Annotated in this window: 15 protein-coding genes and 1 pseudogene; all 16 read right to left on the reverse strand. The window is 74.0% G+C overall.

Translation table 11 applies throughout. The annotated features are described in order from the left end of the window. Nucleotides 1-13: 13 nt before the first annotated feature. The 16 genes and pseudogenes from CLT72_RS12820 to rsmH all read right to left on the reverse strand — a co-directional run bounded on the left by CLT72_RS12820 (nt 14) and on the right by rsmH (nt 18,307). The gene (locus CLT72_RS12820; protein ID WP_101411859.1) at nt 14-634 is read right to left on the reverse strand and encodes a hypothetical protein; all 621 of its coding nucleotides are present in this window, start codon (nt 632-634) and stop codon (nt 14-16) included. Between the two features lie 73 nt (nt 635-707). Further along, nucleotides 708-1,517 carry a DivIVA domain-containing protein gene (locus CLT72_RS12825; protein ID WP_088999246.1) on the reverse strand — a complete coding sequence of 270 codons (810 nt, stop codon included), beginning with the start codon at nt 1,515-1,517 and terminating at the stop codon, nt 708-710. A gap of 44 nt (nt 1,518-1,561) precedes the next feature. Continuing rightward, entirely contained in the window at nt 1,562-1,867 is a 306-nt protein-coding gene (locus CLT72_RS12830; RefSeq protein WP_088999245.1) for a YggT family protein, read from the reverse strand. A 30-nt stretch (nt 1,868-1,897) separates the two neighbouring features. Further along, a complete protein-coding gene (locus tag CLT72_RS12835) occupies nt 1,898-2,593 on the reverse strand; it encodes a cell division protein SepF (RefSeq protein WP_101411861.1) in 696 nt (231 codons plus the stop codon). A gap of 190 nt (nt 2,594-2,783) precedes the next feature. Continuing rightward, nucleotides 2,784-3,530: a YggS family pyridoxal phosphate-dependent enzyme gene (locus CLT72_RS12840; protein WP_101411863.1), complete on the reverse strand. Its 747-nt coding sequence runs from the start codon at nt 3,528-3,530 to the stop codon at nt 2,784-2,786. A 9-nt stretch (nt 3,531-3,539) separates the two neighbouring features. Next, nucleotides 3,540-4,655, reverse strand: a complete 1,116-nt coding sequence (gene ftsZ, locus CLT72_RS12845; RefSeq protein ID WP_088999242.1) for a cell division protein FtsZ — start codon at nt 4,653-4,655, stop codon at nt 3,540-3,542. Between the two features lie 246 nt (nt 4,656-4,901). Beyond that, nucleotides 4,902-5,717 (reverse strand): cell division protein FtsQ/DivIB, encoded by an 816-nt coding sequence (locus CLT72_RS12850; RefSeq protein ID WP_101411865.1) that lies wholly within the window; start codon nt 5,715-5,717, stop codon nt 4,902-4,904. Further along, the gene (murC, locus tag CLT72_RS12855) at nt 5,714-7,258 is read right to left on the reverse strand and encodes a UDP-N-acetylmuramate--L-alanine ligase (RefSeq protein WP_101411867.1); all 1,545 of its coding nucleotides are present in this window, start codon (nt 7,256-7,258) and stop codon (nt 5,714-5,716) included. The genes CLT72_RS12850 and murC overlap by 4 nt, the downstream gene beginning before the upstream one ends. 142 nt (nt 7,259-7,400) lie before the next feature. Then, nucleotides 7,401-8,507 (reverse strand): undecaprenyldiphospho-muramoylpentapeptide beta-N-acetylglucosaminyltransferase, encoded by a 1,107-nt coding sequence (gene murG, locus CLT72_RS12860; RefSeq protein ID WP_101411869.1) that lies wholly within the window; start codon nt 8,505-8,507, stop codon nt 7,401-7,403. Further along, the gene (locus tag CLT72_RS12865; RefSeq protein WP_250100140.1) at nt 8,507-9,919 is read right to left on the reverse strand and encodes an FtsW/RodA/SpoVE family cell cycle protein; all 1,413 of its coding nucleotides are present in this window, start codon (nt 9,917-9,919) and stop codon (nt 8,507-8,509) included. The genes murG and CLT72_RS12865 overlap by 1 nt, the downstream gene beginning before the upstream one ends. Before the next feature lie 309 nt (nt 9,920-10,228). After that, nucleotides 10,229-11,356, reverse strand: coding sequence for a phospho-N-acetylmuramoyl-pentapeptide-transferase (gene mraY / locus CLT72_RS12870; RefSeq protein WP_088999238.1), 1,128 nt, complete (start codon nt 11,354-11,356; stop codon nt 10,229-10,231). Then, nucleotides 11,353-12,777 (reverse strand): UDP-N-acetylmuramoyl-tripeptide--D-alanyl-D-alanine ligase, encoded by a 1,425-nt coding sequence (locus CLT72_RS12875; protein ID WP_101411872.1) that lies wholly within the window; start codon nt 12,775-12,777, stop codon nt 11,353-11,355. Before CLT72_RS12875 ends, mraY begins: the two co-directional genes overlap by 4 nt. Continuing rightward, a complete protein-coding gene (locus CLT72_RS12880; RefSeq protein ID WP_486484259.1) occupies nt 12,774-14,297 on the reverse strand; it encodes a UDP-N-acetylmuramoyl-L-alanyl-D-glutamate--2,6-diaminopimelate ligase in 1,524 nt (507 codons plus the stop codon). Before CLT72_RS12880 ends, CLT72_RS12875 begins: the two co-directional genes overlap by 4 nt. A 91-nt stretch (nt 14,298-14,388) precedes the next feature. Further along, nucleotides 14,389-16,593: a peptidoglycan D,D-transpeptidase FtsI family protein gene (locus tag CLT72_RS12885; protein ID WP_101411876.1), complete on the reverse strand. Its 2,205-nt coding sequence runs from the start codon at nt 16,591-16,593 to the stop codon at nt 14,389-14,391. A 5-nt stretch (nt 16,594-16,598) separates the two neighbouring features. Further along, on the reverse strand, nt 16,599-17,204 hold the full coding sequence (gene ftsL / locus CLT72_RS12890) for a cell division protein FtsL (RefSeq protein WP_101411878.1): 606 nt from the start codon (nt 17,202-17,204) through the stop codon (nt 16,599-16,601). Beyond that, nucleotides 17,194-18,307 (reverse strand): annotated as a pseudogene (gene rsmH, locus CLT72_RS12895) (16S rRNA (cytosine(1402)-N(4))-methyltransferase RsmH). Before rsmH ends, ftsL begins: the two are co-directional and overlap by 11 nt. Nucleotides 18,308-18,492 lie beyond the last annotated feature (185 nt).

The following is an 18,492-nucleotide window of genomic DNA, read 5'->3' on the forward strand; positions in this document are numbered from 1 at the left end:
ACCGTCGCCCCGCTCAGATCCGACCGGCGTCGGCGAGCAGGGTCGTGTCGGGCGCGCAGCGGGCGCAGGGGGTGAAGCCGAGCTCGACGGCCTCGGCGACGGGGATCGGCTCGTGCTCCCGACCTGCCAGGTGGGCGCAGTCGGGCAGGTGGTAGCGGGGCCGCCCGTCGACCACCCGCACCTCGGCGTCGAGGCGGGCCACCCGGGCGGCCTCGACCGGTGCGACGTCCTGCGCGGGCGGCTCGTCGTCGTACGGCACGGCCGGGCCGACCCCGGGCGGGGCGGCCGGGACGTCGCCGTCGGCCACCGGCGGCTCGGGCGGTTGCCGCCACCCGGTGCCGTCGGAGCCGATCGTCGGAGGAACGTGCTGGACGGGGATCTCCGGCTCCGCCGACCGCCCGCGAGCGGAGGCCGGCTCGGCCGGGCGGGTCGCCTGACGGGGCCGCCATCCCGGCCCGCCGGGATCCGCCGCCGCCCGGTTCACGGCCGCCTGGCGGGCGCCCGCGACCAGCGCGACGGCGGCCAGCAGGCTGGCCGCGATGGAGATGGTCAGGAGAACGCTGGAGCCACCGGCCAGGCCGAGCACCAGCAGCACCACCGCGACGAGGATGAGCAGGAGACTGGCGACTATCACGGCTCACCCCCGCCGCGTCGTGCTGATGAGGCGAGGTCGGCGACCGTCAGGACGACGGTCGCCGACCGATGGTTCAGCGACCGGCTTCGAGGGCGCCGGAGCGACCGCCGCCGTAGGAGCCGGCGAGACCGGCGGCAGCCAGCCCGTTGCCGCTGCCGGCGGCCCGGGTGCCCTCACCACCGCGGGTCATCTCGACCTCCAGGCCCTGGCCGCGACCGTCGAGGTCACGCAGCTGGCTCTCCAGGTAGGCCTTGAGCCGGGTGCGGTACTCGCGCTCGAACTGCTTGAGCTCCTCGATGTGCTTCTGCAGGGCGGTGCGCTTGGCGTCCAGGCCGCCCATGGCCTCCTGGTGCCGCTGGCGGGCGTCGCGCTCCAGGGCGTCGGCCTTGGCGCGGGCCTCGCGGGTAACCTCCTCGGCCTTGGAACGGGCCTCGGAGAGCAGCTGGTCGGCCTCGCGACGGGCGTCGGAGACGTGGTCGTCGGCCGTCCGCTGGGCCATCATCAGCACCCGCAGCGCCTGCTGCTCGCCGTCGGCGCCGCCGACGGCCGGACCGCCGGCGGAGCGGACCTGCTCCAGCTCGGCCTGCATCGCGCGGGCGGCCTGCTCGGCCGCCGCCTTGTCGCGCTGCACCCGGTCGAGCTGGGCCTTGACGTCGTTGAGCTCCGCCGCGAGACGGGCGTCGCCGCCGGGGCCGGCGGGGGCCCCACCACGGCCGCCGCGCTCCACCTGGGCGCGCAGCTCGTTGTTCTCCTCGATGAGACGGGCAAGCTCACGCTCGACCTCGTCGAGGAAAGCGTCGACCTCCTCCTCGTCGTAGCCCCGCTTGCCGATCGGCGGCTTTTTGAAGGCGACGTTGTGGACGTCGGCCGGGGTCAGCGGCATCGAAACTCCTCGGGTCAGTTGCGGCCGCGAAAGCGCGTCGCTCATCAGACGGTGCCGATGATCGACCGCCTCAACACGAACTCCATCAGCACGAACAGGATAACCAGGAGCACAAGTGAGGCCAGGTCGATGCTCACGGTACCAATTCGCAACGGAGGGATCACACGCCTCAACGCGTTGAGAGGGGGATCAGTGACGCTCCACACGATTTCCAGCCCCACCGATGCCCCACGCCCCGGCTGCCAGCGGCGGCCGTACTGGAGCACCGCGCTCAGGACGAACCGGGCCAGCAGGACGAGCAGGAAGAAGTAGAGCACCAGATACAGCACTTGCAGCACGATCGACAACACGGCAGGCGACGTCCCTCGGGTCGGGCGGGGCTAGCTCAGGCTGAAGAAGCCGCCCTCGGCGATCTTGGCCTTGTCCTCCGCGGTGACCTGGACATTGGCCGGTGAGAGCAGGAACACCCGATTGGTCACGCGCTCGATCGTACCCCGCAGCCCGAACGCGAGGCCGGCGGCGAAGTCGACAAGTCGACGCGCGTCCGCCTCGTCCATCTCGGTGAGGTTGATGATCACCGGGACGCCGTCGCGGAAGTGCTCACCGATGGTGCGCGCCTCCCGGTACGTCGTGGGGTGCAGCGTGGTGATCTGGTAGCGCTGCTCCTCCTCCGCCATCACGGCGCGCTCCCGGGGCTGCGCCTGCGGCGCCAGCGCCAGGTTGTCGCGGGTGTGGTAGGTCAACGCGCCCGAGGTGTCGCCCGCCGACGGCCGGGTGATGGAGCGGACGCTGGAGCGCTCGGCCCGCTCCGGCCGGTCGGGGTCGCCCCGCTCGGCGTCGGCCGCCCGCGCTGCGGCGCGCTCCGAGAGCCGGCCGCGGTCGGCGAGCCGGGACCGGGGCGCCGGCGGCTCCTCGGAGTCGTCCTCGTCGTCGTCGGCGAACTCCTCCGAGTACCGGCTCTGCCGGTAACGCGAGTCGCGGTAGCCGCCCTTGTCGTAGCCACCGTCGTCGTAGGCCCGCTCGTCGTCCTCTTCGACCAGACCGAGCCAGATCCCCGCCTTGCGCAGTGCACCCATCCCGCGCCCTTCCCGTCCGCCGTGCGGCACGCGCCCCCGTACCCGTGTCGCTTGTCGCGAGTGGACCACTTGCCCACTGGAGCGGATCGGCAATCCCCTGGCACGCGATTCGCGTCGCGTGTCACGACCCCCGACAACGGGACGCCGATCCCTCAAACAACACAGATGTAATTTGCTTCCCGCGGTCAGGCTACCGCAGCGTGGGACGCATTCCGAGCAACGCGCTGCCGACGCGGACATGTGTCGCGCCGTACCGGATCGCGATTTCCAGGTCGCCGCTCATCCCGGCGGAGAGCGCGGTGGCTCCCGGGTGGAGCGTCCGGAATGCGGCGGCCACCTCGGCCAGTCGGGCGAACGCCCGCTCCGGCTCCCAGCCCAGCGGCGCCACGGCCATCAGGCCGGCCAGCCTCAGGGCCTCCGCGCCGGCAACCGCCCCGGCCACCGCGTCGAGCCCGGCGCCCGGGTCGGCCGAGCCCGGCAGCGCCCCGCCCCGGGCCGCGTCCCCGTCGATGCTGACCTGGACCAGCACCTCCAGCGGCCGGTCGCGCGCCGACGCCGACGCCGCGTCCAGCGCCCGCGCCAGGCGGACACTGTCGACCGAGTGCACGACGTCGGCGTAGCGGACCACCGAGCGGGCCTTGTTGCGCTGCAACTGCCCGATGAAGTGCCACCGGGGCGCAACCCCGGCAGCCGCCACCTCGGCCGCCTTGGCGGACGCCTCCTGGTCGCGATTCTCCCCCACGTCGGCCACGCCCAGCCCGGCCAGGGCCACCACGTCCCCGGCCGGGTAGGTCTTGGTCACCGCGATCATGGTGACCTCGGACTCGTCCCGTCCCGCGTCGGCGCAGGCGCCCGCGATCCGGGACCGTACGCGGGCCAGGCCGGCCGCGATCTCGGCGCGCCGGTCCGGGCGCACCGGGGCTGGGCTGTCGGTCATCGGCGGTACTCAGGAACCGTTCTTGAGGAAGTCGGGCACGTCGACGTCGTCGAAGAGCACCCGGCGGGGCGACTGCTGCGGGGCCGGCATGGTGGCCGGCGGCGCGACCGGGGTGCTCGGCTGTGCCGGCTGGTTCTGGTTGCTCTTGCGGGGCGGCTCGGCCGCCTTGTACGCCGGCGCGCCCCCGTCGAAGCCCGCCGCGATGACGGTGACCCGCACCTCGTCGCCGAGGGCGTCGTCGATGACGGCGCCGAAGATGATGTTGGCGTCCGGGTGGGCCGCGTCGGTGACGAGCTGGGCCGCGTCGTTGATCTCGAACAGGCCCAGGTCCGACCCGCCGGCGATGGAGAGCAGCACGCCGCGCGCGCCGTCCATGCTCTGCTCGAGCAGCGGGCTGGAGATGGCCGCCTCGGCCGCCTCGACGGCGCGGTTCTCGCCGCGCGCGCTGCCGATGCCCATGAGCGCGCTGCCCGCGCCGCTCATCACGCTCTTGACGTCGGCGAAGTCCAGGTTGATCAGACCCGGCGTGGTGATCAGGTCGGTGATGCCCTGGACACCGGAGAGCAGCACCTGGTCGGCGGTGCGGAACGCGTCCATCATGCTGATGTTGCGGTCGCCGAGCGCCAGCAGCCGGTCGTTGGGGATGACGATGAGCGTGTCGCACTGGTTGCGCAGCTCGTCTATTCCGGACTCCGCCTGCACCTGACGGCGCTTGCCCTCGAACGAGAACGGCCGGGTCACCACGCCGATGGTCAGCGCGCCGAGCTTGCGGGCGATGTTCGCCACCACGGGCGCGCCGCCGGTGCCGGTGCCGCCGCCCTCGCCGCAGGTCACGAAGACCATGTCGGCGCCCTTGAGGACCTCCTCGATCTCGTCGCGGTGGTCCTCTGCGGCGTTCTTGCCGACGTCGGGGTTGGCGCCGGCGCCGAGCCCGCGGGTCAGCTCGCGACCGACGTCGAGCTTGACGTCGGCGTCGCTCATGAGCAGCGCCTGCGCGTCGGTGTTGATCGCGATGAACTCGACGCCCTTGAGCCCAACCTCGATCATCCGGTTGACGGCGTTGACGCCGCCGCCACCGATGCCGACGACCTTGATGACCGCCAGGTAGTTGTGCGGAGGTGTCATCTCCGGTCCTTTCCCTTCGAGATTGGCATGGGCCGACCGGGTAAGGCCTGGCCAGACCAGCGGCCGACGAGAGCTGTCTCCAGCGAGGATCAGGGTCAAACCCTCACCCTCTACTAGAGGCTTACTGTTATGTCAACCACTGATCCCCTTCGGGGCAACGTAAGCGCCCTCACGCGATGAGCCAAGGACCCGCTCGGCGTGTCGCCGCCGGAGCGGGGCGGGTCACGTCGCCGGTTGAGCGGCGGGTCACCGCAGGGTCACCACGTCGGGCGCGCTGACGTCGATGGTGTCGGCCTTCCGGTCGAGCAGCGCGCTGGCCACCCGGGCCTTGTCCGCGCCCCGGGTCGCGTCCCCCCAGACCACCACCCGGTCGCCACGCAACCGCAGCGTGATCCGGGCCAGCCCCTCGACGGTCACGTCCACCAGCTCGGCGCGCAGCTGCGGGGTGAGCGCGCCGAGCACCTCCAGCGCCGCCCGGGTCGGCCCGTCGTCCGGCCCCGGCTCGGCGAGCCGGACGAGCGGCAGGCCGTCCGGCGCCCGTGGCACCGTCCGGAAGACGACGCCCGCCCGGTCGATCACCACGAACTGCTCGCCGCGCGGCACCGCCGCCACGCCGGTGCGCTCAGTCACCCGCACCACCAGCGTGTCCGGCCAGTCGCGCGTCACCACGGCCCGCTGCACCGCCGGCAGCCCGCCGACCCGCCGCGCCGTGGCGGCCAGGTCCACCCGGGCCAGCGGGGCGCCGTCGGGCACCGCGGCCGCGTCGCGGACCTGCACGGGGGTGACCAGCTCGGCGCCCTCGACGCGGACCTCACGCACCCCGAACAGGCCGGTGCCGAGCACGGTCCAGGCGACCAGCCCGGCCACCGCGAGCACGCCCGCGGCGACCGCCCACGGCAGCGCCGCGCGCATCCGGCGTTGCCGGGCCCGGGCCATGAACCGGCGGGTCGACGCGGGCACCGCGTCGCTGCCGGCCCGGACCAGCTGCCACCGCCGCTGCGGCCCGCGCCGGCCGCCGCCGTCCGCGCCCGTGGTGCGCCCCCGCGCCGGGCCGGGGCTCATCCGGCCGCGGGCGCCGCGCCGTCAGGGACCGCGCCGCCGGCGCCGGGGACGGTGCCACCGATGCTCGTCGTCCCGCCCGCGTCGCCGCCGGGGGTCGTCCCCGCCGGCACCGCCGGATCGGCGGTACGCGCCGACAACGCGGCCAGCAGCTGGTCCCCCATCAGCGAGATCGGCGGGGCGCCCATGGTCACCACCACGTCGCCGGGACGGGCCCGTCGGGCCACCTCCACCGGCGCGGCCTCCCACGAGTCCACGAAGACCTTCCGCTCCGCCGGCAGCGGCACGGCCTCGATCAGCGCCGCCGAGCCTTCCCCCGGCTCGCGCAGCTCGCCCGGACCGAAGACCTCCAGCAGCACCAGCTCGTCGGCGATCGCCAACGACTCGGCGATCTCCGCCTGGAGGTCGCGGGTGCGGTAGAGCCGGTAGGGCTGGAAGACCACGATCACCCGGCCGTCACCGGCCACCTCGCGCAGCGTCTGCAACGCCAGCGTCATCGAGGTCGGGTGGTAGGCGTACTCGTCGTAGACCAGCACGTCGTCCGCGACGCCCTTGCGCTCGAAGCGCCGCCGCACGCCGGGGAACGCCGCGAGCGCGCCCTCGGCCGCCTCCAGCGGCAGCCCCAGCAGGTACGCGGTCAGCACGGCCGAGGCGCTGTTGAGCCCCATGTGCCGCCCGGGCACCGGCAGCCGGAACTCGCCGAGCGAGCGTCCGTCGATGCTGGCGATGTAGCGAACCCCCCGGGCCGACGAGGCGATGTCGGTCAGCCGCAGGTCGGCGTCGGGCGCCTCGCCGTAGGTGTGCACCCGGCGGCCCTCCGCGCGCAGCGTCTCGGCCAGCCGCCGGCCGCCCGGGTCGTCGGCGCAGGTGACGATGAAGCCGTCCGGGTCGGTGAGCCGGGCGAACTCGGCGAAGGCCGCCTCCAGCGTGGCGAGGTCGCCGTAGGTGTTCAGGTGGTCGGCCTCGACGTTGGTGATGATCGACACGTACGGGCGGTAGATCAGGAAGGAGCGGTCGCTCTCGTCCGCCTCGACCACGAAGTGCTCGCCGGTGCCGTGGTGGGCGCCCGAGCCGACCTCGGAGATCTCCCCGCCGATGACGAAGGACGGGTCCTGCCCCGCCTGCTGGAGCACCATCGTGACCATCGACGTGGTGGTGGTCTTGCCGTGGGTGCCCGCGACCGCCACCGTCCGGCGGCCGGTCATCGCGGCGGCCAGCGCCTCGGAGCGGTGCAGCACGCGCAGGCCGCGCCGGCGCGCCTCCACCATCTCCAGGTGGTCCTGCGGGATCGCCGAGGAGTAGACGACCGTGTCGACGCCGTCGAGGTTGGCCGCCTCGTGGCTCATGTGGATCGTGCCGCCGAGGGCCCGCATGCCGGCCAGGGAGGGCCACTCCCGCAACTCGCTGCCGGAGACCCGGATGCCCCGGGTGAGGAAGAGCCGGGCCAGCCCGCTCATGCCGACCCCGCCCACCCCGATGAGGTGGATCGTGCCCAGGTCCTCGGCGGTGAGCGTGCCGGCCGGGGTGAACTGTGCGGTGTTCATGACGCGTACCTTCCCGTCGCGGTGCGCCCGGTCACGGGGCCACCGTCGTTCGCGACTGCGGGGCTCGCAAGCTCACTCCTCGCGCTCACGGGCGCCTGCCTTTCGTTCGCGACTGCGGGGCTCGCAAGCTCACTCCTCGCGCTCACGGGGCCACCGCCTCGTAGACGAAGTTGAGCAGCGCCTCGTCGCCGTCGCGGCGGCCGTACGCGGCGGCGGCGGCGCCCATCGCGTGCAGCCGGTGCGGGTCGCGGATCAGCGGGATGACGGTCCGCTCGACCCAGTCCGGCGTCAGCTCGGCGTCGTCGACGAGCAGCCCGCCGCCGGCCTCCACCACGGGCAGCGCGTTGCGCTTCTGCTCCTGGTTGCTGTGCGGGTACGGCACGTAGATGGTGGGCAGCCCGATGGCGGCCACCTCGGCGCAGGTCATCGCCCCGCCCCGGCCGAGCATCAGGTCCGCCGCGGCGTAGCCGGCCTCCATCTCGGACAGGTACGGCAGCGTCACGTACGGGACCGGCAGGTCGGTCGGGACCGGCACCGGCTCGTTGCGGGCGCCGATCACGTGCAGCACCTGCACCCCGTTGCGGGCGAGTTCCTTGGCCGCGCCGGCGACGGCGAGGTTGATCGAGCGGGCGCCCTGCGAGCCGCCGGCGACGAAGAGCACCGGCAGGTCGGGGCGGAGGCCGAAGTGGGCCCTGGCGGCGTTACGCATGGCGAACCGGTCCAGCCCGGCGATACCCCGGCGCAGCGGTACGCCGACCACCCGGGCGTCGCGCAGGGCCTCGGCCTGGGCCGGCTGGTGCGGGAAGCCGACCGCCACGTGGTTGGTGAACCGCATGCCCAGCCGGTTCGCCACCCCCGGCGGCACGTTCACCTCGTGGATGACGATCGGCAGCTCCCGCCGCCAGGCGGCGAGGTAGGCCGGCACGGAGACGTACCCGCCGAAGCCGACCACCACGTCGGCGCGCACCTCGTCGATGACCTTGCCCGCGGCGCGGGCCGCGGTCCACATCCGGCCGGGCGTCTTGACCAGGTTCATGTTCACCGAGCGGGGCAGCTGGTAGGCCGGGATCTGCCGCAGGTCGTAGCCCTGCGGCGGGATCAGCTCGTTCTCCAGGCCCTTTGGTGTGCCCAGACAGGTGATCCGGACGCCGGGGTCGTGTCGGCGCAGGCAGTCGGCGAAGGCGAGCAGCGGGTAGATGTGCCCCCCGGTGCCACCTCCCGCGAGCACCACCGAACGCAGCGGACCCATCAACGTCTCCTCTCGTCCGCCGACCCACGCCTGGTCCGGGCCAGCCGGACCCCGCGCGGTGCGGCCTGGTCGTCTCCCCGCCGCTCCCGCGCCCGGGGCACGGACCCTCGGGCGGCCGGGGACGCCGCCGGCCGGCGGCGCCGCCCGGGAAGCGGCGGCAACGGGGCCCAGAGTAGTCGGACCCATCGGGCCGGCGGACGGGCATGCAGCGCTCTGGCGGCGTCGGGTTCGGCGCGGGCGAAGGAGGCGAGCATCCCGATCGCGGCGAGGGTCACCACCAGGGCGCTCCCGCCGTCGGAGATGAACGGCAGCGGCACGCCGGTCAACGGCAGCAGGCCGACCACCCCGCCGATGTTGATCACTGCCTGGCCGACCAGCCAGGCGGTCGCCGCCGCGGCGGCGAGCCGGCGGAACGGGTCCTCGACCCGGCGGGCGATCCGCAGGCCCGTGTACGCCAGCACGGCGAAGAGCGCCACCACCACGACGCAGCCGACGACGCCCAGCTCCTCGGCGACCACGGCGAAGATGAAGTCGTTCTCCGCCGCCGGCAGCCACTGCCACTTCAGGCTGCTCTTGCCGAGGCCGACGCCGAACCACCCGCCGTTCTCGATGGCGTAGCGCGCCTGGGCGATCTGGTAGCAGTCCTCCAGCTTGCACTGGTCCGGCGGCGGCGGATTGATGAAGGCGGTCAGCCGGGCCAACCGGTAGTTCTTCTCGCCCGTCTCGCCGGAGCCGGCGCCGAGCGAGGCCACCGCGACCAGCAGGCCGATGCCGAGCAGACCCACCGCGGAGAGCGCGGCGAAGACCCGCAGCCGCACCCCGGCGGCCCAGAGCAGCCCCACCACCAGGGCGAGCAGGCAGAGCATCGTGCCCAGGTCGTTGTAGCCGACCAGGACGAAGAGCAGGCCGACCACCGGGAAGAGGGGGGTGGCCAGCTCGCGCCACCAGCCCAGCGCGGCGCCCTTGCGGGCGATCACGTGGGCGCCCCAGAGCACCAGGGCGAACTTCGCGAACTCGGAGGGCTGCACCTGGATGCCGCCGACGAAGAGCCACAGCAGCCGCGCCTCGACCGGACCGATCTGGGCCGAGTCCTGCTTGGTCAGCCGGGCGTACGCGAGCAGCAGGTTGAGCACCAGCAGCAGGCCGATGGCGGTGAACAGCAGCGGTCGGCCCAGCGTCCGGTAGGTCGTCGCCGGCAGGCGCTGGCACGCCCAGAACGCGACGATGCCGATCACCGCGAAGATCGCCTGCTTGACCAGGGACGTCGAGGCGTTGCCGTTCTCCGCGTAGTCCCGGACGCTGGTCGCCGAGAAGACCATGGTCAGGCCGATCAGCAGCAGCAGGCCGGCGCTGGACAGCAGCAGGTAGTAGGACGCCAACGGCCGCTCCAGCAGACCGCGCAGCGCGGCCAGCCCGCCGGCGGCGTCCAGCCCGTGCGGCACCTGGGCACCGGGGTCGTCCGGCCCGCGCGTCGCGGCGGGCGCGTCGCGCGTACGCCTGCCTCCCGCCGACCGCCCGGACGTCCCCTCCGCCATGACCTCGATGCCTCGTCCCTCCCCCACCCGACCATCATGGCGGTTCCGCCGGGTCGCCACCGGCGCAACCGCCCGGTCGGCGTGTCGGGCTTGCGCCGGGGGCCGCGCGCCGTCACGGCGGACGGGACACGCCGCGGGGCCCGGGCGACGCGCGCCCGGGCCCCGCGGCGGGACCTGCCGGCCGGCTCAGGTCATGTTGGCGAGGAACTCGCTGTAGAACAGGCCCAGCGCGATGGCCACCCCGATGCCGGCGATGATCCAGAACCGGACCACGATGTTGACCTCGCTCCACCCGGCGAGCTCGAAGTGGTGCTGCAACGGCGACATCCGGAACACCCGCTTGCCGGTGGTACGGAACGAGATGATCTGGATCACCACGGACATCGTGATGATCACGAAGAGGCCACCGATGATCGGCAGCAGCAGGATCGTCCGCGTGGACATCGCCATGCCGGCGATCAGGCCGCCGAGGCCCAGCGCGCCCGTGTCGCCCATGAAGATCCGTGCCGGCGAGGTGTTCCACCACAGGAAGCCCACGCAGGCCCCGGCCGCCGCGCCGGCGATCAGCGCGATCTCCAGCGGGTCCCGGACCGCGTAGCAGTAGTCCTGGGTGTAGTTCGGGTCGGCGCACCAGTGCCGGTACTGCCAGAAGGCGATGAGCGCGTACGCCGCGAGGACCATCACCGAGGCGCCGGTGGCCAGGCCGTCGAGGCCGTCGGTGAGGTTGACGCCGTTGGTCGCGGCCATCACCACGAAGATGAAGATGACCACCGCGCCGATCTTGGTGACGTCCAGCGCCGGGATGTCCCGGATGAAGCTGAGCGTCGTGCTGCCCACGGTCTCGGTGTTGGTCTCGGCCCCCGCGGCGTCGGTCATGGTGCTCGGGAAGTAGAGCGCCACGACGCCGAAGACCGCGCCGACCAGGATCTGCCCGAGCAGCTTGCCGCGCTTGTTGAGACCGCCGCTGTGCCGCTTGCGCACCTTGAGGAAGTCGTCGATGAAGCCGACCGCGCCGGAGAAGACCATCAGCCCCAGCAGCACCAGCGCGGTGATGGTCGGCTCGACCTGGGCGATCTGCGCGTCCGGCAGGGTCGTCAGGGCCAGGTGACCGGCCACGTACGCGATGACCGTGGCCAGGATGAACACCACGCCGCCCATCGTCGGCGTGCCCTTCTTGCCCTCGTTGCTGGCGAGCCCGAGGTTCGATCGGATCGGCTGGCCGGCCTTCAGCCGGGCGAACACCTTGATCGCGATCGGGGTGCAGAACAGCGAGACCAGGAAGGCCACCCCGATGGCGACGATGACCGCCCTCATGCGGCGCCGCCCCCCGTCGCCGTCGGGCCGGATCCGTCCCCGGCGGCGTCCGCGCGCAGCGCGTCGGCCACCTCCCAGGTGCGGTACCGGGAGCCCTTCACCAGGACGACGTCGCCCGGTCGTAACTCGCTGCGCAGCACCTCGACGGCCGCCGCCTGATCGGTGAGCAGCACCGACTCTCCTCCCCAGTCCCCTACCGATGTCGCGCCTTCGTGGATCGGCGCGGCCGGCTCGCCCACCACGAGCAGCCGGTCGACGCCCAGTTCGGCCGCGAGCCGGCCGACCTCGGCGTGCCCGTCGCGTTCGAACGGGCCCAGCTCGGCCATGTAGCCGAGCACCGCGACGGTGCGCCGCTCCCGCCCGATGCCGGTCAGCGCGCGCAGCGCGACCGCCATCGAGGCGGGGTTGGCGTTGTACGAGTCGTCGATCACGGTCACCCCGTCGACGCGTTCGAAGACGTCCATCCGGCGGGTGGAGACCAGCCCCAGCGCGCCCAGCGCGGTGGCCAGCTCGGCCAGCGGCATGCCCAGCTCGCGGGCCACCGCGGCGGCGGCGAGGGAGTTGGACACCTGGTGCCGGCCGGTCAGCCCGAGCCGTACGGGCGCGGTCCCTTCCGGGGTGACGAGGGTGTACGCGGGCCGCCCCCGCTCGTCCAGCGTCACGTCCTCGGCCCGCACGTCGGCGCTCGCCGCCTCGCCGTAGCGGACGACCCGGGCGACCGTACGCGCGGCCATGGCGTCGACCAGCGGATCGTCCGCGTTGAGCACGGCCAGCCCGTCGGCGGGCAGCGCCTCGACCAGCTCGCCCTTGGCCAGCGCGATCGTCTCCACCGAGCCGAACTCGCCGATGTGCGCCACCCCGACGTTGAGCACCACGGAGATCCGGGGCGGCACCACGTCGCAGAGGTAGCGCACGTGCCCCACCCCGCGGGCACCCTTCTCCATCACCAGGTAGCGGGTCTCGGGCCCGGCCTGCAACGCCGTGTACGGGTGCCCCAGCTCGTTGTTGAACGACCCGGGCGGGGCGACGGTCGGGCCGAGCCGCGCGGTGAGCTGGGCGATCAGGTCCTTGGTGGTGGTCTTGCCCGACGAGCCGGTCAACCCGACCACGGTGAGCCCGGGCAGCCGGTCGACCACCGTGCGGGCCAGCCGGCCCATGGCGGCCAGCGCGTCCTCGACCAGCACCATCGGCACGCCGGGCACCTCCCGGGTGCCGAGCACGGCCACCGCGCCAGCGGCCACCGCGCCGGCGGCGTAGTCGTGCCCGTCCACCTTCTCGCCCGGGAAGGCGACGAAGAGCGCGCCCGGGCACACCTTGCGCGAGTCGAACTCGACCGGACCCGTGACCCGGGCCTGCGGGTCGGCGCCGGCCAGCCGCCCGTCGACCGCCGAGGCGACCTCGGCCAGGCTGAGCGGGATCACCGCTGACCCGCCGGGTCGGCGAAGCGGACGCGCAGCGCGTCGGCCAGCTCGGTGCGGTCGTCGAACGGGTGCACCTCGCCACCGATCTCCTGCCCGCGCTCGTGGCCCTTGCCGAGCACCGCGACCACGTCGCCCGGCTCAGCCAGCCGGACCGCCGCGTCGATCGCCGTCCGGCGGTCGGCCACCTCCTCGACCCGGGCCGTCGTGCCGGCCCGCCGGGCGCCCGCGAGCACCTCGGCGCGGATCGCCGCCGGATCCTCCGTACGCGGGTTGTCGTCGGTCACCAGCACCACGTCGGCTCCCTCCGCCGCGGCGGCGCCCATCACCGGCCGCTTGCCCCGGTCCCGGTCCCCGCCGGCACCGATCACGCAGATCAACCGGCCGGCGCCGTATTCCCGCAGCGCCGCCAGCGCGGCGACGATCGCGTCCGCCTTGTGCGCGTAGTCGACAACGCCCCGGACCGGGCCGGGGGCGTCCACCAGCTCCAGCCGGCCGGGCACCCCGCCGCACTCGGCCACCCCGGCGGCGGCGGTGCGCGGATCCACACCGGCGGCGACGAGCGCGGCGATGGCCAGCAGGGCGTTGGCCACGTTGTGCCGGCCCGGCAGCGCCACGCCGGCCGCCACGACCAGCCCGTCGGGGCCGTGCGCGGTGAACCGCTGCGCGTACCCCTCGCCGCCGACCTCGTCGGCCCACCAGGTGGCGCCCGGGTCGCCGGCCGCCGAGTAGGTGACCGTCGTCGGGCGGTACAGCGACTTCAGCGCGGGGTCGTCGTGGTTGAGCACCTCGACCGCGCAGCGCCCGTCGAACAGCTGCGCCTTCGCGGCGAAGTAGTCCGCCGAGTCCGCGTGGAAGTCCAGGTGGTCGGAGCCGAAGTTGGTGTAGCCGCCGACCGTGAACCGGACCCCGCCGACGCGGCCCATCGCCAGCGCGTGGCTGGAGACCTCCATGACCACGGCCGTGACGCCGCGCTCGCGGGCGGCGGCCAGCATGGCGTGCAGGTCGGTGGCCTCGGGCGTGGTGCGCACGCTGTCGATCGCCAGGTCGCCGAGGCGGGTCTCGACGGTGCCGATCAGGCCGGTGGTGTGGCCGGCGGCGCGCAGGCCGGACTCGACCAGGTAGGCCGTCGAGGTCTTGCCGGCCGTGCCGGTCACCCCGATCACCGTCAGGTGCGCGGTCGGGTCGCCGTAGACGGTCGCCGCGAGGTCACCCAGGACCGCGCGGGGGTCGGGGACCACCAGCGCCGGCAGGCCAGCCCCGGTCACCGCCGCGGCGCCCGCCGGGTCGGTCAGCGCGGCCACCGCGCCGGCGGCCGCCGCGGCGGCGGCGAACTCCGCGCCGTGCCGGCGGGCACCCGGGAGTGCCGCGTACAGGTCGCCGGGGCGGACCTCCTGGCTGGCGTGGGTCACCCCGGTCACCACCAGCTCGGCGGCGCCCTCCGGGGGCTCGACGGCGAGCCGGGCGGCGAGGTCGCCGAGCCGGGCACCGATCACGGTACGGGGACGAGGATTGCCGGGCACGGCGTCAGACCCTACCCGGTCGTCCGGTTCCGGCCGAACAGCCGCCCCGGTGGTTCGTCGGCACTCACCGATGATGTCGCGGTGTGGCCGCTCAGCGGGGATAGACCGTGAACTTCGGGGCCTTCTCCCCACTCGGCGGCACCCCATAGTGACGCAGCGTGAACTGCATCATGTCCCGGAACGCGGGGGCCGCGATGGCCCCGCCGCCGCCGGAGGGGGTGTGCGCGAAGACCGCGATCACGTAGCGCGGCTTCTCCGCCGGAGCCATCCCGATGAACGAGGCCACCTCGCCGAGCTGCTTGCGCCCGTCGACCAGCCGCCAGCCGGTGCCGGTCTTGCCGGCGACCCGCCACTCGGGGATCGCCGCCGGCCTGCCGGTGGCGTCCTCGACCGTGGTGACGGCCTCCAGGATGTGCCGCAGGGCCGCGGCGTTCTCCGGGCTGAGCACCGACCGGGTGACCGGGGGCTCGGTCGGCGTACGCTTCCCGTCCGGCCCGATCACCTCCTTGACCAGGCGCGGCTGCACGTACGTGCCGTTGTTGGCGATCGTCGCGTAGACGGCGGCCATCTGCAGCGGCGTGGCGTCCACGCTGTGCCCGATCGGCACCGACCCGTACGACGACCCGCTCCACTCGTCGGCCGGCAGCAACCGGCCGCTGGCCTCGCCGGGCATGCCGACCCCCGTCGCCTCCCCGAGACCGAAGCGCTTCTGGTAGTCGATGAGCCGCTCCGGGCCGAGCTTGTCGGCGATCTGGATCGTGCCGACGTTCGACGAGTACGCCATCATCCCGGGCAGGCTCATCCGCTTGCCGTCGGCGCGGTGCGTGTCGTAGAACCAGGTGTCGCCCTTCTTGATCGCGTTCGCGATGGGCAGCGTGGTGTCGGGGGTGATCACCCGCTCCTGGAGCGCCGCGCCGAAGGTGATCGCCTTGTGTACCGAGCCGGGGTCGACCACGAAGCTGGTGGCCGCGTCCTCCCGGTCGGTCGGGTCGCTCGGCAGGGGCTTCGCCGCGTTGTAGGTGGGGTGGCTGGCCTGGGCCAGCACCTCGCCGGAGGGAATCTCGATCACGACGGCGGCGCCGGTGCTGCCCTTGCTGCGCGCCATGTGCCGGCTGAGCATCCGCTGCGTCATGAACTGCAGGTCGCGGTCGATGGTGAGCTTGAGCGAGCTGCCCGGCCTGGCCTTGGTCGTCTCGCTGTAGCCGCCGGGGATCGGGGCGGCCAGGTCGCCGAGGCCGACCTCGTAGACCCGCTTGCCGTCCTTGCCGCGCAGCATGTCGTCGTAGCGGGCCTCCAGCCCCTCCAGACCGACCATGTCCTGGCTGGTGAAGCCGAGCAGGTTGGCCGCGAGGTCCCCGCCGGGCACCTCGCGCCGCTCGTCGCGGTGGGTGTAGATGCCGGGCAGCTCCAGCGCGGTGATCTTCCGGGCCCGGTCGATGTCGACCCCCCGGGCGAGGTACTCGAACTGCGAGTCGACGCCGTTGACGCGCTTGCGCGGCTTCATCTTCTCGGCCAGCTCCGAGGCCGGCATGCCGAGCAGCGGGGAGAGCGCCTTGGCGGTGGCCTGCTGGTCCTTGACCTGGGTGGGGTCGGCGTAGACGTAGCGGGCCTCGACGCTGTGCGCCAGCGGGGCGCCGTCGCGGTCGTAGATGGCGCCGCGCGCCGCCGGCAGCGTGACGGTGCGCAGCCGGTCGGCGACGCCGCCGCCCGCGTACGCCGGGGTCTCCACGGTCTGGAGGACGACGAGCCGGATGCCGATGACGGCGAAGAGCGTCAGGGTGAGCACGGTGCCCAGCCGCAGCCGGCGCCGGGGGTCGGCCAGCCGGGGCGGCTTCGGCGGCTTGCGCGACGGCCGCCGTGCGGCCGGGCGGTCCGGCCGGCGCGCGGCGGTGCGGCGGCGCGGCGCGGGCGGCTCGTCGTCGTGGCGGGGGGTGCGCGGCGTGACGGTACGGACGACGCCGGCCGGGCCCGTCGCCTCGCGCCGGCCGGCCCGGCCGGCGCCCGCGCGGCCGCCGTCGAGCACCTGGAGGGCGGGGCGGAACGGGTCGCCGGAGCGGGTGCTGCGCGGCGTGCGGCGCTGGGCGGCGGGGCCGGCGTCGGCGTCGGGCTCGGCACGCCCGCCGGCGCGCTGCTCGCGCACGGTGCGCCCGCGCGGGGTGTACGCCCGGGCGTCGGAGATGCCACCGACCCCCGGCTCACCCGAGCGCGGTTCGGCGCCCCGGCCACCGGCGTTGCGGGACGAACCGCGCCGGGAGCCTGTGGCGTCCCGGCGCGGTTCCTCCGATCTCGGTGGCACGGTCGTCAGCCTCCCGCGCCCTGCTGGCTGGTGATCGAGGGCTGGCCCTCGGCCGGCTGCGGCACGCCGATCACCTTGCCGTCGGGGAGCCGGATGTACGCCGGCTCGCCGGCCTCCACCAGGCCGAGCTTGCGGGCGCGGGCCTCCAGGTTGCCCGGGGCCTCCGCGTCGGCGATCTCCTTGTTCAGCTGCTGCTGCTCCACGTCGAGCTTGGCCTGCTGCTCCTGGAGCTTCTCCAGGCGGAAGGCGTTCTCGTTGATCTTCGTGTTGACCAGCAGGATGCCGAGCACCCCGCCGACCACCAGCACCAGCACCAGCGCGGCGAAGGGCGCCCGGGGCACCCGCACCGGCGGTGGCGGCGCCACCCGGAGTCGGGGCGGACGCGCCGCGCCGGCGTTCTGCCGCTCGGCCGGCCGCAGCGCGGCGCTGCCCTGGGTGGGGAACTCGCGCGCCCCCCGGGCGCGAGTTTCTCCCTGCCGGTTCGCGCGGTCCGCCCGCGGCGTGCCGGCCCCGATGCGCGTGGCCCGCTCCGCCGCGGTCCGGCCCCCCGACCGCGGTGCGCGCTGCCCGCCGCCGGTCACGTCCCGGCGGTCGCGCTTGTCAATCGTCATGTCCCTCCCCCTCTTCGTCCGTCCCTGTCCCGTCCCCCGGGGTCCGTCGGATCCGTGTCGGATCCTCCGGTCCCCGCCCCTGGCTGGTGCATCGCCTTCACCCGCCGGCGGTACCGTTCGCGGTCGGTACGCCCCTGCTGCGCAGCGTCCGGGTCGAGTCGCTCCGCGGCCCGCAGCCGCACCGAGGCGGCGCGCGGGTTCGCGGCGACCTCCGCCTCCCCGGCCAGTTCGGCGCCCCGGCTCAGCAGCCGGAACGTCGGACCGGACCCGGGCAGTTCGACCGGGAGGTCTACCGGGCCCTTGCTGCGGACCCGGTCGCTGAGCGCCGCCTTGGTGAGCCGGTCCTCCAGCGAGTGGTAGGACAGGACCACCATGCGGCCGCCCACGTTGAGCTTGTCGAGCGCTGCTGGCAGCGCCGTCTCCAGCGCCGCCAGCTCCTTGTTTACCTCGATCCGTAAAGCCTGAAACGTTCTCTTGGCCGGGTGTCCCCCGGTTCGTCGCGCCGGTGCCGGAATGGACTCCCTGACCAGTTCCGCCAGCCGCGCCGACGAGGTGATCCGGGCCCGCTCGCGCTCGCGGATGATCGCCGAGGCGATCCGGCCCGCGAACTTCTCCTCGCCGTAGACCCGCAGCACCCGGGCCAGGTCCGGGTGCGGGTAGGTGTTGACCACCTCCTCGGCGGTCACCCCCCGGGTCTGGTCCATCCGCATGTCCAGCGGGGCGTCCTGCGCGTAGGCGAACCCGCGGTCGGGTGCGTCGAGTTGCAGGCTGGAGACGCCCAGGTCGAACAGGATCCCGTCGATGCCCGGGTAGCCCAGCCGGTCGAGCACCTCCGGCAGCTCGTCGTAGACGGCGTGCTCCAGGTGGACCCGGTCGGCGAAGCGGGCCAACCGGACGCGCGCGTGGGCGAGCGCCTCGGTGTCCCGGTCGAGCCCGACCAGCACCGTCTCCGGATGTGCCTCGAGAACCGCCTCGGCGTGCCCGGCCAGCCCCAGCGTCGCGTCGACGTGGACCGTCCGCCCGCCCCGGCCCAGCGCGGGGGCCAGCAACTCGAGACACCGCTCGAGCAGCACCGGCACGTGCGTGCCGCGTAGCTCCCCCATGTCGACCCCCACTGGTGTGAACCCTCGTCCTTCATGCGTCCGTCGTCGGACGACGCCGTGCCGTCGTACCGCCAGATCCCCATCCGCTCCCGCCCGTCGGAGGCCGCGGCCCTCCGATCGGATCGTGCGCCTGGCACCGGGGAAGGGGTGCCAGGAACTCGAAAGCGGGTGGAGATCTCGCAGTA

The organism is Micromonospora sp. CNZ309 (assembly GCF_002846525.1).